This is a genomic window from Bacteroides sp. 90-K9/2, from assembly GCF_047310725.1.
GTDB lineage: Bacteria > Bacteroidota > Bacteroidia > Bacteroidales > Bacteroidaceae > Bacteroides > Bacteroides vicugnae.
In genome coordinates, this window is the sequence record NZ_JBCGVL010000005.1 from 171,978 (window position 1) to 196,526 (window position 24,549).

At 37.3% G+C, this 24,549-nt stretch carries 21 protein-coding genes; 9 read left to right on the forward strand and 12 right to left on the reverse strand.

What is annotated here, in order from left to right; all coding sequences use genetic code 11:
- The first annotated feature begins 4 nt into the window (after nucleotides 1-4).
- From AAHJ11_RS13580 to AAHJ11_RS13595, 4 genes are read left to right on the forward strand one after another with little or no spacing between them, the layout of a single operon-like run.
- Nucleotides 5-1,192: a toprim domain-containing protein gene (locus AAHJ11_RS13580; RefSeq protein WP_007835220.1), complete on the forward strand. Its 1,188-nt coding sequence runs from the start codon at nucleotides 5-7 to the stop codon at nucleotides 1,190-1,192.
- Nucleotides 1,193-1,197: 5 nt separating this feature from the next.
- Nucleotides 1,198-1,938, forward strand: coding sequence for a hypothetical protein (locus AAHJ11_RS13585; protein WP_007835219.1), 741 nt, complete (start codon nucleotides 1,198-1,200; stop codon nucleotides 1,936-1,938).
- Nucleotides 1,939-1,964: 26 nt separating this feature from the next.
- Nucleotides 1,965-2,510 (forward strand): topoisomerase C-terminal repeat-containing protein, encoded by a 546-nt coding sequence (locus AAHJ11_RS13590; RefSeq protein ID WP_007835216.1) that lies wholly within the window; start codon nucleotides 1,965-1,967, stop codon nucleotides 2,508-2,510.
- Entirely contained in the window at nucleotides 2,507-3,052 is a 546-nt protein-coding gene (locus tag AAHJ11_RS13595; protein WP_007835209.1) for a hypothetical protein, read from the forward strand. The genes AAHJ11_RS13590 and AAHJ11_RS13595 overlap by 4 nt, the downstream gene beginning before the upstream one ends.
- A gap of 60 nt (nucleotides 3,053-3,112) precedes the next feature.
- Here AAHJ11_RS13595 and AAHJ11_RS13600 read toward each other — a convergent pair whose 3' ends face one another.
- The 9 genes from AAHJ11_RS13600 to AAHJ11_RS13640 all read right to left on the reverse strand — a co-directional run bounded on the left by AAHJ11_RS13600 (nucleotide 3,113) and on the right by AAHJ11_RS13640 (nucleotide 15,857).
- Nucleotides 3,113-4,690 (reverse strand): hypothetical protein, encoded by a 1,578-nt coding sequence (locus AAHJ11_RS13600; RefSeq protein ID WP_007835207.1) that lies wholly within the window; start codon nucleotides 4,688-4,690, stop codon nucleotides 3,113-3,115.
- Between the two features lies 1 nt (nucleotide 4,691).
- Nucleotides 4,692-5,648, reverse strand: a complete 957-nt coding sequence (locus AAHJ11_RS13605) for a DUF5677 domain-containing protein (protein ID WP_007835205.1) — start codon at nucleotides 5,646-5,648, stop codon at nucleotides 4,692-4,694.
- 48 nt (nucleotides 5,649-5,696) lie between these two features.
- Nucleotides 5,697-6,206: a very short patch repair endonuclease gene (locus tag AAHJ11_RS13610; protein ID WP_007835204.1), complete on the reverse strand. Its 510-nt coding sequence runs from the start codon at nucleotides 6,204-6,206 to the stop codon at nucleotides 5,697-5,699.
- Nucleotides 6,207-6,383: 177 nt separating this feature from the next.
- Nucleotides 6,384-8,729: an AIPR family protein gene (locus tag AAHJ11_RS13615; protein WP_007835202.1), complete on the reverse strand. Its 2,346-nt coding sequence runs from the start codon at nucleotides 8,727-8,729 to the stop codon at nucleotides 6,384-6,386.
- On the reverse strand, nucleotides 8,726-9,748 hold the full coding sequence (locus AAHJ11_RS13620) for a PD-(D/E)XK motif protein (RefSeq protein ID WP_032936315.1): 1,023 nt from the start codon (nucleotides 9,746-9,748) through the stop codon (nucleotides 8,726-8,728). The genes AAHJ11_RS13615 and AAHJ11_RS13620 overlap by 4 nt, the downstream gene beginning before the upstream one ends.
- Nucleotides 9,720-12,557: a Z1 domain-containing protein gene (locus tag AAHJ11_RS13625; RefSeq protein ID WP_007835197.1), complete on the reverse strand. Its 2,838-nt coding sequence runs from the start codon at nucleotides 12,555-12,557 to the stop codon at nucleotides 9,720-9,722. Before AAHJ11_RS13625 ends, AAHJ11_RS13620 begins: the two co-directional genes overlap by 29 nt.
- 1 nt (nucleotide 12,558) lies before the next feature.
- Nucleotides 12,559-14,031 (reverse strand): ATP-binding protein, encoded by a 1,473-nt coding sequence (locus tag AAHJ11_RS13630; protein WP_007835195.1) that lies wholly within the window; start codon nucleotides 14,029-14,031, stop codon nucleotides 12,559-12,561.
- Entirely contained in the window at nucleotides 14,012-15,322 is a 1,311-nt protein-coding gene (locus tag AAHJ11_RS13635; RefSeq protein WP_007835194.1) for a DNA cytosine methyltransferase, read from the reverse strand. The genes AAHJ11_RS13630 and AAHJ11_RS13635 overlap by 20 nt, the downstream gene beginning before the upstream one ends.
- Nucleotides 15,323-15,635: 313 nt before the next feature.
- Nucleotides 15,636-15,857 (reverse strand): helix-turn-helix transcriptional regulator, encoded by a 222-nt coding sequence (locus AAHJ11_RS13640; protein WP_007835193.1) that lies wholly within the window; start codon nucleotides 15,855-15,857, stop codon nucleotides 15,636-15,638.
- 1,021 nt (nucleotides 15,858-16,878) lie between these two features.
- On the opposite strand from AAHJ11_RS13640, the gene AAHJ11_RS13645 reads away from it, so the two are divergent.
- Together AAHJ11_RS13645 and AAHJ11_RS13650 are read left to right on the forward strand one after the other, a co-directional pair.
- A complete protein-coding gene (locus tag AAHJ11_RS13645; RefSeq protein WP_032936187.1) occupies nucleotides 16,879-17,238 on the forward strand; it encodes a DUF2958 domain-containing protein in 360 nt (119 codons plus the stop codon).
- Between the two features lie 99 nt (nucleotides 17,239-17,337).
- A complete protein-coding gene (locus AAHJ11_RS13650; RefSeq protein WP_007835190.1) occupies nucleotides 17,338-17,721 on the forward strand; it encodes a hypothetical protein in 384 nt (127 codons plus the stop codon).
- Here the strand turns inward: AAHJ11_RS13650 and AAHJ11_RS13655 are convergent.
- Nucleotides 17,718-17,939 (reverse strand): helix-turn-helix domain-containing protein, encoded by a 222-nt coding sequence (locus AAHJ11_RS13655; RefSeq protein WP_007835189.1) that lies wholly within the window; start codon nucleotides 17,937-17,939, stop codon nucleotides 17,718-17,720. The genes AAHJ11_RS13650 and AAHJ11_RS13655 overlap by 4 nt on opposite strands.
- Before the next feature lie 761 nt (nucleotides 17,940-18,700).
- Here AAHJ11_RS13655 and AAHJ11_RS13660 point away from each other — a divergent pair.
- The 3 genes from AAHJ11_RS13660 to AAHJ11_RS13670 all read left to right on the forward strand — a co-directional run bounded on the left by AAHJ11_RS13660 (nucleotide 18,701) and on the right by AAHJ11_RS13670 (nucleotide 20,769).
- On the forward strand, nucleotides 18,701-19,261 hold the full coding sequence (locus AAHJ11_RS13660) for a hypothetical protein (RefSeq protein WP_032936312.1): 561 nt from the start codon (nucleotides 18,701-18,703) through the stop codon (nucleotides 19,259-19,261).
- A 4-nt stretch (nucleotides 19,262-19,265) separates the two neighbouring features.
- Complete coding sequence (locus tag AAHJ11_RS13665; RefSeq protein WP_007835186.1) at nucleotides 19,266-19,754, forward strand: SLOG family protein; 489 nt, start codon at nucleotides 19,266-19,268, stop codon at nucleotides 19,752-19,754.
- Between the two features lie 115 nt (nucleotides 19,755-19,869).
- Entirely contained in the window at nucleotides 19,870-20,769 is a 900-nt protein-coding gene (locus AAHJ11_RS13670) for a helix-turn-helix transcriptional regulator (RefSeq protein WP_007835185.1), read from the forward strand.
- A 20-nt stretch (nucleotides 20,770-20,789) separates the two neighbouring features.
- Here AAHJ11_RS13670 and AAHJ11_RS13675 read toward each other — a convergent pair whose 3' ends face one another.
- Together AAHJ11_RS13675 and AAHJ11_RS13680 are read right to left on the reverse strand one after the other, a co-directional pair.
- Nucleotides 20,790-21,032 (reverse strand): hypothetical protein, encoded by a 243-nt coding sequence (locus AAHJ11_RS13675; protein WP_229084558.1) that lies wholly within the window; start codon nucleotides 21,030-21,032, stop codon nucleotides 20,790-20,792.
- A gap of 1,107 nt (nucleotides 21,033-22,139) precedes the next feature.
- Nucleotides 22,140-24,542 carry a S8 family peptidase gene (locus AAHJ11_RS13680; protein WP_007835182.1) on the reverse strand — a complete coding sequence of 801 codons (2,403 nt, stop codon included), beginning with the start codon at nucleotides 24,540-24,542 and terminating at the stop codon, nucleotides 22,140-22,142.
- Nucleotides 24,543-24,549: the final 7 nt, after the last annotated feature.

Consider the following 24,549-nt stretch of genomic DNA (forward strand, 5'->3'; position numbering starts at 1 on the left):
AAGCATGAGTGACTACAAGGTTAATTTCAGGGAAATGAAATCCCGTGTGGGGATTGATGACATTGCATATGCTCTGGGATACCGTCTGGACAGGAAAGCCGGTATCGGACGTTACATCGAGCTAGTACTCGGTGAAGGCGGTAACAAAAGGGATACGCTGATTGTCAGCCATCCGAACGACAAGGCGGCACAGACCTTCTTCCGCCGTGACGGTTCCAAGGGCGATGTGGTGACACTCATACGTGAGAATCTGTCTTCCTTTACCGTTTCGGGAAAGGATGAATGGCAGAAGATAGCCAAGGTCATGGCACGCTTTGCCAACATGCCGGAACCGGAATACAGGGAGGACAGGGAGTATGTTAAATCGGCAGGAAAATCATGCGGTGTGTTTGACGTTTCCAGATATGAGGTGAAGCCGGTTGATACAGGTAAAATACCGGGACTGTTTTCCCGGCGCGGACTGTCCAAAGCGACCGTAACGGCTCTTTCACCCTTTATTTCCCTTATAAGGGACAGGAACAACGGAAAGTTTGAAGGCTACAATATCGGATTCCCATATACTGACGGAAAGGGAAATGAAGTCAGGGGGTATGAAATCAGAGGACATGGCGGTTACAAGTCGAAGGCTGCCGGTACGGATTCGTCATCCTCGGCATGGGTGGCTGTTCCTTCGGGTATCAGTCCGGACAATGTAAGAAGCGTGTTCTTCTGTGAATCTGCATTTGATGCCATGGCCTTCTACCAGATGAACCGGATACAGATTGGGGACAGTGCGGCTCTGGTTTCACTGGGCGGTACATTCTCTGACAGGCAGATAACCGGAGTCATGGAACGCTTTCCTAATGCACGTGCCTTCGACTGTTTTGACAACGACCTGGCCGGGAGGATATACGGACTGCGCATGATGGCTCTGCAGGAAGGTATTCAGATGAAGATAAGCAGGACTGACGGCGGTATCCGGATTGAAGCGAAAGGAAAGGTATTCGAGCCTGACATGGAGCGTCCCCTACTGGCTCAGGTTGCCAGGCAGCTGAATATCCGGTACCGCATGGGACAGTGGCTTCCTCCGAAGGTTTTCAAGGACTGGAACGACTGCCTGCTGAACAGGCCGATGGAGCCGGTGATTTCACCACACAAAGAGGAACGTGAACAGAATCTGAGCGAACAAAGGAATAAAGGACGTAAAATCTGAATGATATGAACAGAATCAAGTTAAGAATAACGGTAGTGACTGCTTTGGCGGTTTTTATGCTGAAAGGTACGGACACTTTTGCACAACAGACAGACCCGACTCTGACGGGTGCTGTCTTTGCACAGACTTCCACTCTGAAGAATATCTATGACAAACGCCAAAAGGCACACGAGAAAATCATTGCTGCCGAGACTGCCGTAACGGTTGCACTCGACAGGGTACACAGTGTGGAGGACAAGATGCTGGAATATCTTTCCAATGCACAGGGTGCCATGCAGAATCTCTATCAGATTAAGCGTGCCGGGGAACTGGTGGCCACGGAGATACCTCAGAACTGCAGCCTGCTGCTCAAATCGGTCGGCAGTAACCTGAAGGGAACGGCCATTGCTGCAATCGTCTCGGACGAGCTGGCTGATGCCGCAACCCAGATGGCTGCGCTTTATCCGTTCATGAAGCAGCTGGTGACTTCCGGAAGCTATGACACAGACGGTTCTGACGGAAGCAAGGAGAAGCACAAGGTAAACCTGCTCAGTTCTTCCGAGCGGTACTACATTGCAAACGAGGTACTGACCAGACTGGAGGCTGTCAATACCGACCTCTTTATCCTGGCATGGCAGGTACGCACACTCTCATGGAACGACCTCTGGTTCTCTCTTGACCCGGAAGGATGGGCAAGCGTGATGTCCGGCAAGAACATCATAGGAGGAATCGTTGCGGACTGGAACCGGGGGTTCTCATTCAATTAATTCAAACATTGTAATTTATCAGGAATATGGATTCAGAAAAGAAGATTATAGGATGCTGTCCGTTCTGCGGCGGCAACGTGGTGAAGACCTGTAAGGGGTATCGCTGCGAAAACAACACAGGTGAGCATCCTTCTTGTGTGCTCAACATCAATGCCATCATCGGCAACCGGAAAATGAATGACGGGGAGATTGCCGAATTTCTGGAGAAACGCCGAATTCTTTTGGACGGATTCTCCACCAAGGATGGCAAGACTTTCCCGACAGTGCTGGAACTTGCTGATGACGGTGCAGTCAATATGCAGTCCGTTATCGGCAGGTGTCCGCACTGCAGCGGCGAGGTACGTGTGGGGACAAGGGCTTTCAACTGTTCCAACTACAGCAATCAGGAAGCACCGTGTTCATTCGCCATATGGAGGAATATAGGAGGCCATCAGCTGACACTGGAAGAGGCGAAGGAACTTTGTGAGAAGAACATTACTTCATCCGAACTGGAGATGTACCGGGAGGACGGTTCCATTTACCGCAAACGCCTCGGTCTTGCTCCGGACAAACTTCAAATCGTAAAGATATGAAACAGGGAAAGAAACTACTGATACTGCCTGCAGTGGCAGTTCTGCTCGGAATGGGAACCGGCTGTTCCGACAACAGCGAGAATAAGGCACAGGATATGGCCAGAAAGGCACTGATGGCTTTGGTGGACAATCCGGAATCCGTAAAGATTGTCGGTATCAGCAAACCGGATTCTGTATTTGGCCGTGAGTATGTTACAATGAAGGAGAAGATGGCTCTTTCTATGGCCATGATGAAAATCAGCCGCAGGTTTATGGAGAATACGGATTTTGATAATCCAGATTCAGAATGTCACGGGATGTCAGGGCAGATGAAATGTCAGATGGATGCCATGACGGTACTCCGTTCTCTGATGCTTTCCGGTGAACTGAAATCTACAGGTGATGAAATTAGTCAGGAATGCAAGCCGTTCAGCGGTTGGAAAGTGAAGGTTGAATATGAAGCCACTGATTCTGACGGGAAACCGTACTGCTCTGAATACTGGTTTATTATGGATAAGGAAGCGCAATGTGTAATCAGGTCATTTGAAATTCCACTTTTATGAAGCTGAAAATCGGATTGTAAATATTAAGCGGAGCAAACTGTAATAGCTTGCTCCGTTACATTACTTACATGTTATAGGAGAGTTTATTGGGTATTGATTTACAAGACTGTGAATATCACAATCAATATCTTTGTTACAATAGCTACCGTGCTTAGCTTTTTTTACTAAATAGTCTACATACAAAGCATATTCTCTACAAATCTTATTTCCCTGAAGTTTAATCCCTTCACCAAGGTAATCGCTTATGTAAGCACCTATATAGTAAATCTCATTAAGCCCATAAATACCATACTGAGCGCATTTTGATCTGAATTTAAAATAATCCATAATAGAATCTGATTGAAATAGATAAAATATAATATCAAGTTCATAAACAGACATAGCAATAACCGGAACCTTGCTGTCCTTTGGCTGATTTAGATAATTCAATGAAGACATGCCGGGAAAAGAATCTAGAGTTATACATACATTAAGCAGTTTGAGATTTTCGGCAAATGTCATATCAGCTTTTCTTAATGAATAATATTCAGATGCATGATTAAGACATTCTATACATTTTAGGCCTTGATTGAATGCCTCTGTAACGGCCTTTTGATAATCTTCTTTGATTGAGGTTACGCACCCTCGCTTTGATAATTCAGTCAATCTTTTACTCTTAACCTGGAAAACAATTCCCATTTCATTATTACATAACATAGCATCAATGTCAGTAATAGGATCTGAAGATTTACTTCTTTTAATAAGGATGTGATTGTATGAACTTATGTGGAATCTTCTCTTAATGATCTTATATACAATATCTTCCGCTGTCCTTCCTCTTAAATCTGCTAATTTCTTATGAAAAGACTTATCTTCTGAAAGCCAGTAATATGGCGTTTCATTAATTGCAGCAGCCAAAGAGTTCGTATTTACAATGAACAATCCTCTATCATCAGGTAATTTAATTATTGGATATTGTTTAAAATAATTGTAGTCTGTTATATCACAAATTTTATCCGGAAGTTTATCTCCTAATTTGTATGACATTCTTTTTAAGATATTCTGCTCTTCTGGAGAGAAGATTTTTCTTATTTTGTTCGGTTTTATAGTAAATAGATTTAAAGGACAAACATATTCATTCTTACGCCGTTTTTCATTAATTCGTTTCCTTATTTGATTCTCTAGAGTTGTTATGATTTTATTGAACGTTGATTCAATTACAGTTGTATCAAACTCATACTCTTCTCTCAATTTGAATGATAATATTTGTTCATTGTATTTTTCTTTTGCAAATTTTATATATTGCCAATTATAAGCAAGGTCACCTTCATAAAAGTAATTTTCAACAAACAAATCACCAAAATCCTGAGAATCTCTATATAGGTTATGAAGATCATCCATTAAGCCATATACTTCTTTACGAATTTCCTCATCCTTAATAATATCCCAATTCTTCGCAAGATTAACATTCTGCAACCAAAGGCCACATAAAAAGTCTATCTCTGTTGAAAGAAGTCTATCACGATTTGACTCTTGTCCATGTTTTAATTGACTTTCTATTCCCACGGTTTCAAAGAAAGAGATGTATCCCAAAATTCTTCCAAATGAAAAGTATGATGTTATTTCATTTAGTCGTGTTATAATTTCGTGTTTATCCATTTTATTTTCTAATGCAGTTTATATAATCATGTTTATTTTCTTTAAGGATGTATGATAGTATTTCAAATGCGTCCTTATCTATCTGGTTAAGTATGATATGTGCATCATTTGAATAACAGCAGAAATCATACAAGATGGTTGCTAAAAGAATATATGTAGATTTTATTATTGTTTTAACATAGCTATTTATATTATCATTGAACATTTGACCAAATTGCAACACACTCAGAAATGATGAATGTATATGAGATGATGTAATCCTATATAGATTTTTAGCATCATCATCACATATAATCTGATTGATTCCGTTATCCACATGAATGCCTTTTATGCCCGTAATTTCACCATTTGACTTAACAAAATAATATCCTTTTAACGATGTACCTTTGTAATCTAAAATCTTCTTACAATCCTTAATTACATTATCAGGTACTTTTAATTGTAGTAAAAGTACAGACACTTTATTTTTCAAATTTTCTATTTCATTTTTTTCCTTTGCTTCTTTCTCCTTATACTCTTCTGGAACATTATTAAGTCCCTGTCTGTTCTGAAAACCTCGAATTTCCCATATTGATAAAACTATTTCTCTTTCAGCATCACTTTGTTGCGTTATAAATATGTTATGAAATGTAAAGCATAATTCATAATAGCTTCTTAGGACAGATAATATGGATGGTATATCTTGAATAAGTAAATTACTATTTTCCAATAAACTTTGTCCTTTTAATAAATTTAAGATTGATTTAGTTCTCAACAATCCCATTTGCAGCATACATTGCGCTATACAGTCACTTTCTGAGACAGTCTTTTGATTATACTTCCAATAAGATCTGAGCTGATGTATCAACTTAAATACAGTATGACATAAATTCTCTATATGTTCTTTGAAGAATAAAATCACATTACTTTCATCCAATTGTGATAAATATTCTTCTGTAGATAGAATATCCTCTTTCATGTGTTTTTAATTCTTTATCATAATTCGGGTCTATTTAATTTTCAATTTTTATAAGTGATAACTGTCTATTTTAGACTCTGCTACCAATTGTTTTTCTTCCTCCAATATAGCGTATGATTTTATTATACGATCTTCAAGATAAATATGATTAAGCGTATACTCCAGTGATTTAAAAGTCTGTTCACGAAGTGCTGGTTTCAGTTGGCATTCCCATACTGTAATACAATGCCATCCCATAGAGGCCAGCTCTTTTTGCTCTTTAATATCACGTTCCTTATTTTTCTGGATTTTGTCCTTCCAAAACTCTGAGTTTGTTTTTGGTAGTACAAAATACTTGCATCCGTCATGACCATGCCAGAAACATCCATTTACAAATATTACAGTTCTGTATTTCCGTAATACAAGATCAGGATGCCCTGGCAAACGAGGATGGTTCAGCCGGTAGCGGAAGCCCCTGCTGAACAAGAACTTACGGACCAGTAATTCCGGCTTTGTATTCTTGCCATGTATAGCAGACATATTCTTATGTCTTTGCTCTTTTGTTAATCTATCTGACATCTACTTATCATGAATCTTTTAAACATACTTCTATTAAAATCACACTAACTACTGTAGACATCCATAATACTAGCAATCTAGATAAATATTGATTTATCAACAACTTGATAATCTTTAATCCAAGGTACTAAGTACTAGTAATATTATTATGTCATATTACCATGTCAACATAAACTTTTATTCTGGAAACCCTTTACTACGCAATCGCTTTAAATTGGAATAAAAGCCATATTTCATCCGGTCATCAAGCTGCCTTTTTCCTTTGACAACATCATCCATAACCTTCCATTGCCAATCCTTTAATACCCGTTTACGTCTATCCCAATCTACCATCTTTTGAACTAATTCAATAGTTATGAGCTCAAGTATTTGACTTTCTTCAGTTGTTGGCGTTTTCTGTGGAGCTTCAACATTTGCTAGTTCGTCTGCTTCTAATAATAATTCAATATTTTTTTCACATACTATATCATAAATAGCCATTGCTCTTTGCCGATCATTATCACTAAACTTACGATTAAATTTAAGTTTATGTGCAATATCCATCGCTGTAGATTGATAGTTAATGGATAAACTATCTGTATCCCGCCCCCATTCTGAAATTTTAGACCATAACTGATGAGGTATGGATGTAATTATCTCCATATCATGTTCTACAGTATTATCTTGTTTGTCTCCGAAAAAAATTTCCTTACGAATTATCGGTTGAGAATCATCAACTAAATCTTTTTCTATGTCTAATATATTATAGGCCCAAGTATGCTGCTTAATCTTTTCCCAACATTCTTCTTTCTTAGACCATTCTATATAATGAGAAACAGGCGATTCCTTTAATATGAAATTATTTACTTGTTTCATTAAATCATATAAAAAAGAAGATAGTTGCTCTGAAATTGACTGCTCTTTCCAAATCTTATAAAGATTTAAACGATTATTTGTCAGAATAGTAAGCAATGATATTGTATATGGTACTACAACCTGTTTTAACTCGCCTATATTTGTTTCAGATTTCTTTGTACCATAAAGTTTATCCATGGCTCTAAACAATATAGCTTTAGCAATAGTATCCTCGTAGTATATATTATTAATTTTACTAAGTGCACTTGGTAAATTATTATTTATAAACTTTGCGAAGTTTTTCTCATTACCTTTTACAACAACATGTGGTCCAATAACAAGCTTTTTACCTTCATACACTTCAGAATAGGCATTAATATATTTAGCTAATTCAACTTTAGTAAACATTTGATTTTTAGGATATTTAAGATCAAAAGCCTTTTGACGTACTTTTGTAAATCCTTCTTTCATACGAAGATTCTTATACTGACCTCTTGCACGTTCAAAAAACCAATATGTTTGATTGACTGAGTTTTCGGTTCTCGGAGTCAAAACACAGCGGGACAGTTTCTCAAGTGCAACTAAATACGGATTATTCGCAGTAAAGTCAGCATCATTTACCTTATTCTGAGTATTGGCATACCGGGATATGCGAGATACTATATTACTATACTCTTCAATCCGTTTAATAACAGAAACTTTTGCCTGAACAAAAATTTTAGATATATCTGCTTTATCTTTCTTGAATGTATGATAAATAGACGCTGTTGTCTGTCCACCATTAACAATCTGAAGATTAGAGATTTTTGTTATATATCTATTATCTTCATCCAATTCAATATGGTCAGCAGTAGCAGCCAGACCATTGTTGAATGCCAGAAACATATGTGGCTCTTTTTTTATAGTATCTCTTATACCTTTATTTATTTTTCCTGAAAATTGTAAGAATGAACGCACATTCTGTTCTAGCAATCTAGCACCATAGCGCTCATATAAATTAGCTAAACAAATACCAGGAATGATGGCGATAAAAGACTGATAATCTTCATTATCAGATGATGCTGGCAAACAAGGAACAAGAAAACCTTCTTCCTTAAAGTCAATTTCAATTGGAACATGAGATTCTTCAGAAATCTGATAAATGTATTTAATATCAACAACTCTATAAAAGATTTTATATCCACATATTTCTGTATTATCCGGTATATCTCCTTTATATTCACCATTAGTTAATATACTTACATTTACACGAATTAAGTTGTCTTTTAATTCTCCATAATTAGCCAGAGTATGTGCAAACTCAAATATTTCAGAAGATTCAGCTACTTCATTAACATAATCATCATAAACAGCTTTTCTAAAAAAATTTGTAATGCGAGTTGCTGCTCTTGTAACTTCACTTTTCTGAACTGTATATACTTGCTCTTCTACTTCATAGATAGATATAAACAAATCAATGGTTTCATAATTGTCAGATATTGCAAAACCATTGATTTTGTGTTGCTTCGAGGTTCCCAAAGCTTTCTCATCAAAAGCTACTGCTGCATTCTCTGTCTCCCCAGCTTCTGATAATAGGTCTAAGACATAACGTGTAAATGCCTGTTCCTGAGTTTCTCCATCTTCATTTGCAAGCTGTCTGGAAACAATCTCCTGCATAAATGATGAATAAAATTTATCTAACAAATTCATAGTTGCTTTATTATTTGTAATAATTTATTTTCAGATATTAAAAAAGACCCACATACATCAAGCATTATTGTATATGTTACATCATGTACTCCCTTTCTTAAATCATCTTGAACGATTCTTGGGAAATCTGATGTCACACTATAAAAATCCCTTTTCTTTATATTATAGTGTCTTAATTCATATTTAGTCCTGTCTTCCGGCATATACCCGGCCAACATTAATCTTGCCCGAAAATAGTTAAGAATCATTTGATCATATTTTAGCAAGTTCTCAATTCCATCAATTAATTGAGGTAATGTTAAGCCATTGGCATTATTTCTCTCAATAGAATAATGGCACAATATCAGGTGTTTAAAAATATTACTATCCAACTGAGTTTCCCCATTTATCGTCACCTTATTTTTCCTGCTTATGGATGACTTTACTTCTACTGCCCACTCATTCCCCTGAAAATCTTTATTTGATTTCTCAACTCCCATCCATGTATGCAAAACATCTAACTGTCTTGTGGGTAAAACCTGTAACATATATTGCAAGAATGTCAATTCTCCAAAAAGTCCTAATTGTTCACTCTCTGACAATTCTTTCTTTCTTGAACATTCAAAAAGATTTCGCCATTTTTCTAATTGACAAAGAATTGACCTAACTAAAATTTTTTCGTCAGATATATTACCAATAGATGAGATCAAATCTTCGCATAAGGTAGCAAAAACAAACAAATTACCTGAATCTATTAACTGTATGCATAACATCTGATTCTGTGGTAATGAGGCATCATTTATTATTGAAATATCCAACTCCTTTAGTCCTGAAAATGAAGATATATCTAATTTTATATTACGATTAAATGACACACTTATACCATGAAGATTTTCAGGATACTTATATATTGCATATATATTTGCACTTAAATTACTGTTATACAATTGCTTGACCAAACCATAAGTCTTATTTGACTTCAGACTATTCCATATTACTTGTATTGGTATATTAGTCGCCATATGTGTTGTCGTTTTCATTATCAAAATTATCTTCAATGTCAGCATACTCTGCCACCATATTTACCTTATATGAAACTGCACAATTTGTATTGGTGTGAGGGAATGAAATGGCAAATCCGACAAAAGGATCATCTTCCGCTGTAAATATAGTTGTACCTGGCACAATATTACCATTTTCATCCTTAACATTTGCATATTCAGGATTAAGTGGGTAAATAATTAGTAACGGTTGATTTATTGGTCTAAACTTCGACCTAACAACTATTGGCTGTGGATATGTGTGTTTCCATTCAATCCCTTTCTTTTTATTAAGTTCGATTGTTTCTTTTAAAGCTTCATTTAATAAATCATCATCAAGATCTATTAATTCATCGCTAGGATTTCCGACAATATGATTCTTTCTTATGAAGTATGTTTTATAATTGCTGGAATCTACAGCACGGCTACGATTAAAACATGATACAGAATAAGAGCCACAAAAAGTATGCTTCTTTATAGTTTCTCTAGCATTCGACCGTGTTGTCTTATTCATTAATACAACGCTCCACTTTGTAAGTTCTCCTTTAGATACTAATTCTTGAATATATTCACAAATTAACTCCATGTTGACTTTTCTAAGTCCCTCAGCTACACTGAAATTACTGAAATACTCACAGACATCAACCGGAGAAACATTAGTCCACAGATAATTCTCGTTTTTTATTAAAGGCTTACCTAACTTACTGAGAAAATTATCTGTTTCAACAAGATTCTTATTCTTTAAATCCTCATTCAGTGGTAACTGATATGTTTCAATAAGTCTTTCAGCCCATGATACCTGAATTTCATGTGAATTACGCATTTTATTTAGAGCAGTAATTTGAAGACAACCTGGATGAGTACGAACTCTTAAACCATAAGTTTCTGGAGTACTTCTTGATTCCGCTAAATAATCAAATTCATCAAGTAGCTCAGATGAAGCTACAGCAATATGCCTATACCATTCATTAAGTTCGCTACTAGTAAACAAACGGCACAAATCAACATAGCTAGGACGATAACCAAACCATCTTCCCATCTGCATAAGAGTATCATACATCTTCGAAGCTCTTAGAAAATAACTTACCGATAAACCTTCTAACGTTAAGCCTCTAGATAACTTATCTCCACCAATTGCAATAACTGAAATACCGGTTTTAGAATTTAATTGGTAGTCAACAACATCACCAGAGGAACCATTAATAGATTTTACTTCAATTTTTTGAACTGCTTGGTATAATAATGGCTTTATTTCATCCCATTTATGAACTGTTAAGTCCTGATCAATCTTTGAAAGAGAAGGAGACCCCTTAATTTTTTCTGTTATCTGTTTATACGATGGACACCCGTTTACATTTCCTTCTAATAAAGCCCGAAACTCGGCTAAAACAGCGGGATCATTAGCTTCTATTTCTTGTTTATAGTACCTGAACTGTTCGTTCACAATATCCCGAATTTCATTTTGCCAAACCTGATATCTTGACACATGTATTAGCATGGAATTATGCTTGTTCTCCTGTCCTCTGGCTCTTCTAATTGCGCATGTTAAAATAAAACATTTAATAGCAAGCTTCAAAGACTCAGGAATATCACTTTTTGTTGGTTTTTTATCATCCTTTTTATGTCCATCAGGTATAAAAGCCTTATAATCATCAATAGGAATGACAATAGGCAATACATCATCCTCTTCTTCAGAAGTTTCAGAATATGTGCCAAAAACCTTATTTGGCCCAATATAATTATCTGGAGCTGGCAAATTTATTATAAAGTCCCTTGGAAATAAGTCTGTTTCGTCCTGTGCTATAAATATATTCGCAAATGGAGTTGCTGTATATCCTACATATGCAGAGCGATTGAACAGTTGTATAATCTTACGAATATTATCATTTATGGCGGTTGGATCTGTATCCTTATCTTTTTTTGTATTAATGGACGCATTATCAGCTTCATCATCAATTAACAAAAGAGATTTATTTGATATTTGTTTCTTACCAGAAGTTTGTGCACAAAGCCATTTATAAAGACGTTTAAGTACAGATGCATTTTTTTTCACAACCAAGATAATAGGCTGTGGTGCATTAAAATTAAATCCAGCCGTATTTGCAGCCCTACTATTAAAGTCTCCTTTATCAATACTTGTCGTATATGAATTTGCAATTGCTGAATCAAATCCAGGAATAAGACCAACACCTATCTTAGTTGTTGAGTTTATTGAGTATGCTCGCTCGTATTGTGTATCAAAACCTAAAAATCCTTCATCAATTCGACTTTGTGTCTGACTTCTTAGATTATTATGAATACCTGCTAATACGATGATAAAATTAAAACCTGCATCAGCAGCTTTACAAATCAAACCTGTATAATTTGCTGTCTTCCCTGACTGCACTTGCCCTACAACAAGCCCTTTTTTATCTATTGAGATATTAACTTGTTGAGGATTAAACAAGTTATCTAATATTCTATCAGTGATTTCATCTAATTGATTTATAACTGCCGGAGCATACCCTTTCTGCTCTGAAAGATATAACTTGTATCTTGTCCAAAAGTTCCAATTAGATATTTTATTTGCTTTAAATTCTTTAAGCCAAGGTAAACGTCTGTCGTTTCCTTCCAATATTTGAAAATCTTGAATTCTTACACCATAATGGGCAAGTAGTTTCTTTTTTAATATGTGTTTATCCAACATTTTAAAATCTGGCATAAAAGAGACTTGCTCTATAGCGGTATTAATCTGTTCATCAGTTACAACAGGTATTGCACCAATGAATAAACGGCAAATATTTAAGGCTTTATTATATAATTCTTCCATATCACAATTGTTCAATGAGTTCTTCAAATGAATTTAATGGCTCAATAGTCATTATATATGCTTTAGCTTGTTCTGAAGTCATATTGGAAGCCATTAGATTCTGATACATTCTTGTAATCATATCTTTCACTACAGAAGTATCTGAACCTTCAAATGGTTCTTTATGAGATTCTTCACCTTTAGCTTCGTTGATATAAATTGTCTTAACAGGTATAGTTTCCTCTATAAGACGTAATAAATAATTAAAGGCTTTATCGGAATCTGTGTGAGCCATATCTTTTAATTGCTGAATCATAGCATTATCTCGATTTATAACAAAAGACCATTTATTGTCTTTCCTTTTCTCATTCCACAGCGGCTGAAAACTTTGACCTGCACGTTGTTTCAGTATCTTTCCTCTATGACGATAAACCTCACATCCTATTTTCCTCACATCCTTTGCATATGCTTCAAGTTGATTCTGGCATTGTATAGGAGGATACGCCTTTGATTTTTTAATATCAATCTGCCATTCACTATCTAATGTATTAGGAATATCTACCTGAATGCGGACTAATTTATAATGCTCTTCTTTTCTGAATAGTCCAAGCCAATCCCCAGCTAACAATAAACGTTTCCCTCTATATACATAAAATCCTTGTTGAGCTGGCCAGCCGTTAATGCCTTCTGCCACATTATAAGCCTTCTCTGAAGAAAAGGCACTTTTATGTGGCAATACATATCCCTTCAATTTAATACCTCCAACGATTCCTTCTGTAGGTCTTGACTGAGTTTTAGATTCACTTATACAAAAGGGATTCCAAGGATCTATTTCATGACCACACCAAAATATCTTTAAAGATTTTTCTTCAAGAAATCTGTGAAAGGTCATTGCAATATGTTGACGGACACGGTCTAAAGAATTGGAAAACTTTTCCTTTGCATTTATATCATTTTCGGAAGTTCCTTTTCTAACGACTTTATCTAAATCTGACCATATTACAAGAGTTCCATGTTCAATATCATCTACAGATTCGTCCAAATATTCAGGAATCCATTGTAAAAGAGTCCATTCATTGGTTTGTGCTACATAATCCAAGTCCCAAGTCCAGTATGCACTATGGTATCCGGATTTTTTACTAAGGACAGTTAATTTTCTACATTGTGAAAATGATGCTGTTTTCAGACCTAATCCAAATCTACCAAGATCTGTTTTAGAGCGTTCTTCTAATGGGCTATGGCTTCCAGGACGCATTGCATCAATTATTTCTTGACTATTCATGCCGCATCCATCATCTTTAATTGTTATGAAAGATTTATCTCCATGCCAATGTCTTGTGACCCACACATTTTTCGCATTTGCAGATATTGAATTATCTATAATATCTGCTACTGCAGTTTCGATATTGTACCCTATTGCTCTAAATGTTTCAATCATTGAAGCGGCACATGGTATTGCATTCGCAGTTCTAAGACTATCGTAATCTATCCTCATTTTTCAATAACTTTTTTATTTTCAGGCCAATTTTTTCTGCTAATACAACAGGTACAGCATTTCCTATTTGCTTAAAAGCTGCACTTCGGCTTCCCTCAAAGAAGAAATCATCAGGAAACGATTGTATTCTAGCTGCTTCTCTTATTGTTATTGAACGAACATTCTCTAAAGTAGGAGTTTCGTTGGGATATATATAGTAATGTCCATCCATCGCAATGTGAGCCACAACGGTATGACAAACTCCATTGGGATCAACGACACAAAAACGATTACAAAAAGATTCTTTATTTTTATGTTTTTGTAAGGCTGGATCGAGTTTTGCATAATTAAGCCTTTTACCTGTTTTCCACATCAATACAGCTTGCCTATATATTTCCCTATCATTATCATTTGTTGGTCTTGCAATATGTTGAGTCGTAAAATTAAGAACACCTCTTATTGCTGTTTTCCTAAGATACTCCATTTCCTCCAAGGGTTTTGTATATTCAACAATACCACATAATTCACCTTCTCCAGCTTTTCTTTCAGGAAGATCACAAAACAAATCCTTCATTATAGAATATGGCATATCTCCTTTTTCAAGGGTTGGATAGTTATAAGTTGTAGGAATATCGCTTCCTGAACGATTTATTTTCCAACCAACAATGATAATCCTATGTCTTTTTTGTAAGACACCATGCTCAGACGCAATTTGTTCAACCGGTTCCATTTTATATCCAAGGTCATTGACCAGTCTCTGTAAGTCTCTGAACGGTTCACCTTTTTTGGCTGTTTTAATTCCAAGAACATTTTCAAAAACAAACATTTCCGGACTGTATCGCTTCAGAAATTCCACATAAAATTTATATAAATCATTTCGTGGATCATCTTCAATTTTTTTTCCTAGTCTAGCTCGTCCGGCAATCGAATATGCTTGACAAGGGGGACCTCCAATTATAATATCGACCTTTTGGCCTTTGCACAGTCTATCAACTTTTTTAAAAATCCCATCAATAGTTTCTTTACCTATTGCTTCTTGAATAACTGTGTCAATAACTTCTTTTGGCACTTGATTCCACAACCAAGCGCCATCAGTTTTTTCTTTCTTTGTCCTTAAATATTGTTCATATATTGATAGTTTATTATTTGCTTTTAAGTAATGGTACGCAGCACGTGTTTTTAAGGTATCACATGCATAATGATCCATTTCTATATGAGCTATCGGTTCAAAGCCAGCTCTAATAAAACCTTCAGACAAGCCACCAGCTCCAGCAAATAAATCTATAAACTTATAATTCTTATTTTGATTCATTTATTTCTTTATTTTACATACTAAAAAATTATGGCATAAACGCCAACTTATACATTGTATAGTTCATTAATATTGCGTAGTAGCAAACATTTTTGCAAGCATAGTTTCAAGTTCATGAGTCAACGAGTGATCTGTATCCATACACACCTTCTCGCCAACTGTCTAATCTTGATAAATATACTATATCTCTAGCCTAACTACCATCACAGCAAAACATATCCATTTTGAACTCTTTGGTCATTTTTTTTGCAGACTTTCAGGATATGTATTTGTCTTGCCATAACAAGTTATAATGAACGTATTTGCCATAACATCAATATTTTGATGTGGTTGTTAGTTTTGTACCAACAAGCAGGTCTCTAATATCAACCTCTAAAAGTTGTGCAATTTGTTCCAATGTCAGTAAATCTGGTTGAGTAGTATTCTGACACCACTTACTTACTGTGCACGTAGACTTTCCTAACTGATCTGCCAACCATTTACCTGTTTTTTTTTGTTCTACCAGAACTACTTTAATTCTATTAAGGTTGCTCATATATCTTTTATTTATTAAACTAACACGCAAACTTATATAATTCTGCCAATAATAAAAAATTTAATACTATAAATCTTCTAACTTCTGCTTGAATTTAATATTACCAAAGTACTTTATTTATTCAATGTGAAAACTACCGGATGACTTGCTTCGTATCTACAATACCAGGCAAGTTTCAGCCGACAGGTTTATACAACCATACAGATAAATCAGGACAGTTGCCAAAGACAGAACCATTAAGGTTGCGCTACTCTTCACTTCAAAGACTATGACATTGGCAACTGATTATCGATAACATGTCTGAAAACGAAAACAAGCAGGCCGTTCCGATGATGCAGGCTAAAGCTTGCAATGCCGGAACGTCCTATATCCCTGAATACTCGTCTTAAAATACCGGCAAGCTGTTCCGACTGTTCGTATTTCATGCGATGCCGGAACAACTTGCCTTATACTACGGAAACTTACCGGCTGACTTGCTTCGTATCTACAATACCAGGCAAGTTTCAGCCGATAGGTTCATCCCATCATGCAGATAAATCAGGGCAGTTGCCAAAGACAGAGCCTTTAAAGTTGCGCTACTCTTCACTTCAAAGGCTCTGACATTGGCAACCGGTTACCGGTGGTTTGTCTGAAAACGGATACTATACTCTTCAGAAATCTTTGAATACTGAATATCAGGAAATCATTGGTGCGTCATAGCCGGAGCCGTTTCTTATGTGCAAAGGTACTGCGGACTGGAGAAACGCCAAGTGACGCTTGCGCTTTCAGTCGGAGGACTTGACGGCAGCCTTCCGCAAATTTTCTCATGCCTCAAAAATTTGGGTATTCCGTCTGCATTCTCTGACTTCACACTTGTCTTTTTCTCCCTTTGGTCCGCAGTCACAAATGCACATAAAACGGTTTTTCCCGGCCATGAAGCTCAATGAGCTTTACCAAAGGGAAAAGAATCGGAACTTCAAAATTCAAATGTTATGCGAGCATGAAGAATGAGTATCAAACAATCTTTTAATTTTTTACTGATATGTGCAGATTGATGACGACACAACTGGCGGAAGCTCTGGAGGGTTATCCGCTCTATTCCCAGGACGGCAAGGGAAAAGAGGCTGTTTGCCGTGCGGTTTTTGCTCTTGGTGCTGTAAGGTGGTTTATCCTTGAAGGAAACAGGGAGGATAATGATGTGATTCTATTCGGTATCGTAGTCGGACTCATGGAGGATGAATACGGGTATGTTTCCCTCAATGAGCTTTCGGATGTGGAGCTTGACCTGAGTGCTCAGGGACTTGGCAAGCTTCAGGTAAGACAGCAGCAGAACTTTAAGCCGGTTCCGCTGAAACAGATTCAGGACAGCAGGCTTCAGGACTTTCTTGCAAGGTTTGAATAGGCTGTATGAAAACAGAAGTGGCCGGTCCTATCCGTCACGGACAAGACCGGCTGCTTATTATAGCAGGTAAATGAAAACAAAACTATAATTGTATGGTAAATGGAAAATTGTCGTAATATTTTTAATATTTCTGCCCGGCATGGGTGGAGCGTTTCTATGGAAGACATGGATGGAATCCGGTTTCTCAATTTCAAGAGGAAGACTCCGAGCGGTGTACCATTCTGCTTTACCATTGAAGCCGGTGACGGTACAGCCGGCTGCATAGCAAAAGAAATATTCTCTTTCGTCAGTGCCGCTGTTCCTGAACAATGTGCAAGGGAATGGATGATTCAGTCAGGAGCAATGGAGCCGTCGGAGTTCCTTCAGGCCGTGGCTGACATGGAGGATGTCAGGCTAAAGGCAAGGCTGCTGGCTCTTGAACTTGCAGCTATGAATGCTAAATGTAATCTTTTGGATACCATTCCATGGGACAGACTGAACTAACGGTGTTTCTTACGCTTGCGGCCACGTTTGGGCAGACCGGTTTCCTTGTAGGCTATCAGGTCAGTTCCTCTGAACACCCTTTTTGCCTTATCAGGAATCTTCAGGAAAGCCAGCGGCTTTTCCAGATAACGGATATAGGCATAGATGGTACAGCGGTGAACACCCAGGTAGCGTGCTGCCTCCTTTACTGAATATGTCTTTTCCGGAACGACTTTCATTATATCTCATGCTGGTTAATCTTTTCGTTTATTGGATACCGTAAAGGTAAACAACTGATTATTAGCTGTCAATACGTCAAATATGGGATTATTCCGGAGATTGTGGGATTTGTATGGATTATGTGTTACCTGTCATATTCAATACGGCTGGGGTAAGGCGATTGATAACGAATCTGTTTTACGGAAATCAGGAAGGCATATATTTGATGGTTGACAGCGTTGACAGCAAATCCAATGAAAATCCGGTATAAAGTCTGTCTGGGAAGTTTCTGTAATACAGTATGTTATATTCTTTCTTATTTTACTTATAAAAAATAGGGTATTATAATGTGTCAACGTTTGGCTATGGATTTTTAGCTGACTGAAAATTATGGCTACGCCTGTCAACGTTTGTCAACGCATGATTTCTATATGAAGTATCTGATACACTGACAGATACTTTCTGTCAACACTGTCACCCCTGAAACGGGTGCATTTTATTATCTGAAAATATCTGATGCGAAAGGGATACAGGTTATCCTAATGTACCATTACATCCACAGGTTTGTTCAGCATGCCTCTGCAGATATTTTTTTGCAAAGGTATCTCCGGCATTGCAAACGTCAAACACAGGGCTGAAAATCTTCCTCAAACGGGGTTAAGCGTATTTTCAGCTTTCCTTGAAGTTTGCCTTATTGAATACCTGCGCTTCTGAGAACTGCAAAAAATATCCTTCGGGCAAGCTGAAAAACTTGCTGACAGAAGGGAAAAAATCAGAGCGTATGGTACAGATGGACGAAAGCATCAGAAAGCAGTTGGAAAAGCCACAGACATGGTTCTGCAAGTATTTTCCCAAACGTATTCAGAATGTGGGCGAGAAGGAAATCGCCGACAGACAGTTGGTTTATGACTTCAAGGACGGAAGGTCTCATGAAGCGGTGGCACAGATGACGGCAGCAAGAATGATTGAAGAGCACGGCAGCAGATGCTCACAGTTGGTATTCATTCCGGTTCCGGCATCATCGGTAAGAAAGAATGAAATCCGGTATATGGACTTCTGCAAAAGGGTATGTGAACTCACCGGAGCAATAAACGGATATGACCATGTAAGGGTATGCGGAGAAAGACTTGCTATTCATGAAAACCGTAAGGCTGAAAAGGAAATCAGAAAGGTGAGCATCATCGAGTTTGATGAAGAGTGGTTCAGAGGAAAGGCAGTCATAGTCTTCGATGATGTAATAACACGCGGAATCAGTTTCGGTATATATGCGAATCAGCTGGAGAGTCTCGGAGCGAATGTCATTGAAGGTATCTTCCTTGCAAGAACCCATTATAAAGTATAGAACTATGAACGGAATATTATCAGAAAAATCAAAGTCACTGGCTTTCACGGGACACAGAACTGTTCCCGTAGAAAGGCAGGATGAAATAAGGGCACGGCTTGTTGAAGCTGTGTCCGTCGCCTGCAAATCGGGTATAACCTGCTTCTATTCAGGCATGGCCATGGGATTCGACCTGATGGCCGCTGAAACAGTATTTTCACTGAAGGGAAGGTATCCGGATATACGGCTAATTGCCGTTGTTCCTTTCAGAAGACAGAACTGCCGATGGCCTTCAATTGAAAAGGAACGTTATCAGAAAATAATTTCCCAGGCAGACCGGGTTATCGTATTGAGTGAATACTATTTCAAAGGATGTCTTCTAAGGCGCAATGACTTCATGCTGGAGCATTCATGTGGAGTGATTGCCTTTTATGACGGCAAGCCTTATGGTGGGACATTCTATACCTGCAGGGAGGCACTGAAGAAAGGCATGGACATAGTAAATCTGTACTGAAACCCAGTCCGGATTATATTGAAAATATTGTACAAAACTGATATGCAAATTTCTTGCATATCTCATTTATAATGCTTATATTTAGATAGTTAAACAAGCTATAAGAGGTAGTTTTATGAACAATATCTACAACCGCTACATTTGGCTGCTGCATACGGTCTATCAGGAAAGAAAGGTCACTTTTGAAAGGCTTTGTGATATTTGGAAGCACCATTTCCTATACAATGGAAAACCGCTGAGTCTGCGCACATTCCATCATCACCGGAAAATGATTGAGGAGAATTTTGATATAGTTATTGCGTGCAACAGAAAGGACTATACATACTATATCCAGAATCTGGATGAAATACTCGGTGACAGCTGCCAGAACTGGCTGTTCAACAGCCGTATCATTGATGTGGCCCTGAAAAGCAGTCCGTGCCTGTTCCATCGTGTTGTACTGCCTGACATGTCAGGTGGTATTGAATACCTGTCGGATATATCGGAATGTATCAGCGATGGGCATGAACTGTACATATTCTACACGAATGACAAGGGCAAGGGCTATGAAGTGGAAGGCCGTTTCAGACCGGAAGGTTTGAAACTGTTCCATAACCGCTGGTATCTGCTCGGGTACAGGAACGGATCAGAGTTCTGTACCGTTCCTCTTGATGCACTGACCAAAATTTACCTTAGCGGCAAGAGATTTGATACTGACTACAAATTTTCCCTTGCCAGACGTCTTTCGGACTCCATTGGTGTTGTAGCCCCGACCGGACAGAAGCCGGAAGAGGTTACTCTAAGGGCTTACGGTCCATTTGCCGATTATCTGAGGAAGCATCCTTTCCACCATTCTCAGGTAGAAAGGAATGATATGGGGACTTTCACGTCATTTGATTACACACTTCTTGTTACTGACGAGCTGGTGGATGAAATCCTGGCTCTTGGCGATAAGGTGGAAATTACTTTTCCGGAAAAGCTGAGAATGAAACTGCTTCAGAAGATTGGACGTATCAGAAACAGGTATGCAACATAGAAATCTGCAATTGTAGAATTTTACTTTTGAGTAGTAAACATTCGCTCAATCATTGCTTCAAGCTCAGGACTCAATGGACGTTCTGTGTCCATACACTCCTTCTCACCGGCAACCAGGTCACCATATATATTCCTGTAACGTTCAGCTTCACTGCCATCACAGCAAAGCATAGCCGTCTCAAACTCCTTAATCATTTTCTTACGCTGGCTCTCTGGATATTCCTTAGTCTTGCCATAACTGGTAATAGTAAATGTTCTTGCCATAATCATAGGATTTATTTGTTATACCTTTGTTTATAATCTTTTTTGCTATACTAATATACGAAAATATTTTGACAATCAGAAATTTAACCGTATAAAACTTCTATAAAGTTTAATCCAATACGGATAAAAATACAATCAGAATCCACACATCTTTTTATCAAAAATACAACTATAACAATGAAGGTATCAATGGTACAATCCTGATTATTTAAACAAAAAACTTATATAAATCAACATTTCCAACATTAAAAGATAGAAGATATAGGGGGGGTACGTCATTTGATTACATTACATGCTTCTTGTAACTTGACGAACCTATGGAGAAATCCTATATTTCAATTAGAAAGTTAAAGTTACCGATGCGGAAAATCCAAGTATTAAGCTGTTTCAGGAAATTGGACATACCGGGAACCCCACCGACATACCGGGAACAAGTATTTAATTTAAAAATATGGTAATAATAATATTCAATATTAAGATTAATCGCTATTTTTGTAATCTTTTAAGTAAAACTATGGTAAATGTCCAGGTAAAGCTCATAAGTTTATGGTTCGATACCATCATTTGCCACTATGGAGCTAAGCTCTACAATTAAAAACTCAAAATTTTTAATCCTGAAGAAAATGGGAAAAATTTTTTTTTAGGCAGTAGAACCTTTGGTGAAGGTTCATGCCACAATCAAATGTCCGAAAGGATAGGTTATTAGTAATTTGTTATCTGTAGGATTAGATGTACTAGGGATTCTTGGAATCCCTGCAGCAAGCAGTATGTCATTGGCAAAAGATAGTACAGAGTTAATAATTCAATGGATATCACGAAAGGGAGTTGATAAAGGCAAGGTCATGACTGTTATTCATGATATTTCAGCTTTTATCCCATGGTACTCGTAGTACCAATCCCTTTTAGCCTTTTCCATTGATTCTGCACAATTGGCTAATGCCATTCAATAGATAAGGAAACAGTAACTAAGATTAAAGCTTGGAGCTTCATGGTTAGTGATGGCATTGCAGGTAGCTAACCACTCCTTTTTTAAACAAAAGCGGTTTGGAGTAATCCAAACCGCAACTATTATATTTAAAACAATGATTTAAACTTAAAATGATAGGTTTATACTTCCTGCATTATTGGTATACCTATCTTGTTGTTGATTTCAGTCTCTACAGCATTATATATTTCTGTTTCACTTGTTTTTATAGATATTATTAGAGAATACTTTATAACATTGTCAACATTAGCCAGTTTTCTCTCTTTCCACCAACCTGGTCCTGGATAAACAACTATATGACCACAACCTGCTAATTCAGCTGCTGTACACTCAAACCAGTCCGACTGAACAGTACCTTGTTCACGGCGATTTTGCTTGATTGTCCATCTTTGAGTATCATTATCCGTTGTTTTATCTCCTTCATTCTTATTCCTTCTACATAAAAATTCTTCAACATTTTCATGTGGACTCTTCAAGTCAAAATGCAAAGTTGCTGAAGGATAACGATATTTATTTCTTCTACCGGCATAACCAGGAGAAGGCTTTATATAATAGGAAAGTGTAATTCTTATCTTTACTTTTTCTGCTCCCATCTGCTCAAGTAATTCAACAGGCCATGGGAGATCATAAAAATGCAGTTGATTATATGTATTTGAACCATCTTTACGTACATATGGTATCAATTCATTTTCAAAGATGTATGTAGCATATCTTTCATTGCTAAATAAAGCAATTTTTTCATCTGGAATGCCATAACCACATATTGACATGATATCATTGATACTTCCTATACGCTTCATTTCTTCAGTCCATCTCGCAGAATGTACCATCATACCACGTACAGACAACAAAGAAAGATCAGGATTCACTGTCTTGATTTTTGCTGCCATACGTGCAGCCAACGCTGTGGCTGCACTGGTTGCATAAAATGGTTCCAATGATTCTGCCAGATCTGCACTGGTCGAAATCAGGCTCAAATCAGGAGTTGTTGTAGTCTGCAGAACAGGATGATCAGCTACATTACCGCCTTCCATAACAATCTCGGGCTTATTAAGACCATTTCTCCAACTCCAGGAGGTTCTTGACATCGGAGAGATTCCTCCAGGTGCAGCCAGAGGCTTATATCTATCATCAGTAACAACAGTCTTCTCAGTATAAGCTCCTACGGTCAGTGCATTCCAAGCTTGTGCCGGACTTTTAATAACATTAGCTTTACACGATTCTATATAATCTGAAGCGTCTATTTCTGTAGTTTCAATATTTCCCGCAGAAACGACTACCAGACGATCACAATTCCCTCCATTGTATATACTTTCATCTAAAGCAGCAGAACTTGACGTGGATTTGCAGTCATACGAAATGTCATCAGTAACAGCCATACATTGTATAGATGCTCCCATTTCATGAGCTTGCTGTATAGCATCCTCTATAACAGCACCATAAAAATCAGAATCAGTTTCATATCCGGATTCATATATTTTCACTGATGCCAAGTTGTTTTCAATTGCAACAGATTTCTTATGCCCATAAATTAAATCTGTCATATCACCATATAGGATAAGGCCAGCCATGTCCGTTCCATGGAAGCTGTGATCAATAGTGTCAGAAACACCTATTGCACTTTTCATCATATCATCCGATAAGAATGGAGCTATCAATTCATGAGCATTGTTTACACCCGAATCCAACAAGCCGACCCTTACACTGTCACTGTTTATTGAAATCTCAATTTCATCTTTAATAAGTTCACTCCACTCCCTGCTTTCATTGTGGGATTTTACAAGTATTGAAGGCTGTTTATAAGGACGTATTCCCTCTATATAACCAACAGATAAGGGTAACTCACATAATTGTTGTTTTGTTGCTTTGATTAGCAGAACAGCAACTCCGTCAAAGTCCAGGATATTTTTACCAGCCGATATAAGGCCAAGACTGTCTAAAGTTTTAGTAAGTTCCTCTAGATTATAATCATCACCTTTAGTTACCCATATTTCAAATGTCTGCAGGTGATTATCTGGTAGCATATCAAAATCTTCTGCAGAAGTATAAAGACTATGAATATCAGCTTGTTCAATAGAATTGATGGGCTCAATAAGAGTTGCATTCTTAGGGTTTCCATTTATTGTGCAAATTTCTTCATTTGCATACTCATTAGCCTTTTTATCCAACCAATCTTTTTTTTCTTTTTTGATATATATGGTAACATCAACATTTCCTTCACCTTTATCTTCTGAAATTTTTAGAATTGATGCTCCACTTCTTTTTGCCAATGCCTGAGGAACAAAACCTGAAACCATATCAAAGTTCATATAAACACCATCTGCAACAGGTAATCCTCTTTCTGACCGTTGTGACAAAGTTTCTATTGCCTTATCAATAGCTGTATTATAAATTTCTTTTATATAAGCCGCATGTTCCTGTCTGTTTCTTTCAGGCATGGTTGGCGGTTGTACAGACCTGGTTCTTGGTGTAAAAGAACGATCTTCTGCTATCTTATTTCCTAAGAAAAAATGTTTCTTTTGCATATTACCT

Coding starts and splice junctions, on each gene's coding strand:
- AAHJ11_RS13665 (WP_007835186.1), top strand. CDS start 19,266: ATGAACGGAATATTATCAGAAAAATCAAAGTCACTGGCTTTCACGGGA.
- AAHJ11_RS13650 (WP_007835190.1), top strand. CDS start 17,338: ATGGAAAATTGTCGTAATATTTTTAATATTTCTGCCCGGCATGGGTGG.
- AAHJ11_RS13590 (WP_007835216.1), top strand. CDS start 1,965: ATGGATTCAGAAAAGAAGATTATAGGATGCTGTCCGTTCTGCGGCGGC.
- AAHJ11_RS13615 (WP_007835202.1), bottom strand. CDS start 8,729: ATGAATTTGTTAGATAAATTTTATTCATCATTTATGCAGGAGATTGTT.
- AAHJ11_RS13630 (WP_007835195.1), bottom strand. CDS start 14,031: ATGAGGATAGATTACGATAGTCTTAGAACTGCGAATGCAATACCATGT.
- AAHJ11_RS13635 (WP_007835194.1), bottom strand. CDS start 15,322: ATGAATCAAAATAAGAATTATAAGTTTATAGATTTATTTGCTGGAGCT.
- AAHJ11_RS13605 (WP_007835205.1), bottom strand. CDS start 5,648: ATGAAAGAGGATATTCTATCTACAGAAGAATATTTATCACAATTGGAT.
- AAHJ11_RS13600 (WP_007835207.1), bottom strand. CDS start 4,690: ATGGATAAACACGAAATTATAACACGACTAAATGAAATAACATCATAC.
- AAHJ11_RS13645 (WP_032936187.1), top strand. CDS start 16,879: ATGTGCAGATTGATGACGACACAACTGGCGGAAGCTCTGGAGGGTTAT.
- AAHJ11_RS13595 (WP_007835209.1), top strand. CDS start 2,507: ATGAAACAGGGAAAGAAACTACTGATACTGCCTGCAGTGGCAGTTCTG.
- AAHJ11_RS13620 (WP_032936315.1), bottom strand. CDS start 9,748: ATGAAAACGACAACACATATGGCGACTAATATACCAATACAAGTAATA.
- AAHJ11_RS13580 (WP_007835220.1), top strand. CDS start 5: ATGAGTGACTACAAGGTTAATTTCAGGGAAATGAAATCCCGTGTGGGG.
- AAHJ11_RS13655 (WP_007835189.1), bottom strand. CDS start 17,939: ATGAAAGTCGTTCCGGAAAAGACATATTCAGTAAAGGAGGCAGCACGC.
- AAHJ11_RS13610 (WP_007835204.1), bottom strand. CDS start 6,206: ATGTCAGATAGATTAACAAAAGAGCAAAGACATAAGAATATGTCTGCT.
- AAHJ11_RS13675 (WP_229084558.1), bottom strand. CDS start 21,032: ATGGCAAGAACATTTACTATTACCAGTTATGGCAAGACTAAGGAATAT.
- AAHJ11_RS13625 (WP_007835197.1), bottom strand. CDS start 12,557: ATGGAAGAATTATATAATAAAGCCTTAAATATTTGCCGTTTATTCATT.
- AAHJ11_RS13660 (WP_032936312.1), top strand. CDS start 18,701: ATGGTACAGATGGACGAAAGCATCAGAAAGCAGTTGGAAAAGCCACAG.
- AAHJ11_RS13585 (WP_007835219.1), top strand. CDS start 1,198: ATGAACAGAATCAAGTTAAGAATAACGGTAGTGACTGCTTTGGCGGTT.
- AAHJ11_RS13680 (WP_007835182.1), bottom strand. CDS start 24,542: ATGCAAAAGAAACATTTTTTCTTAGGAAATAAGATAGCAGAAGATCGT.
- AAHJ11_RS13640 (WP_007835193.1), bottom strand. CDS start 15,857: ATGAGCAACCTTAATAGAATTAAAGTAGTTCTGGTAGAACAAAAAAAA.
- AAHJ11_RS13670 (WP_007835185.1), top strand. CDS start 19,870: ATGAACAATATCTACAACCGCTACATTTGGCTGCTGCATACGGTCTAT.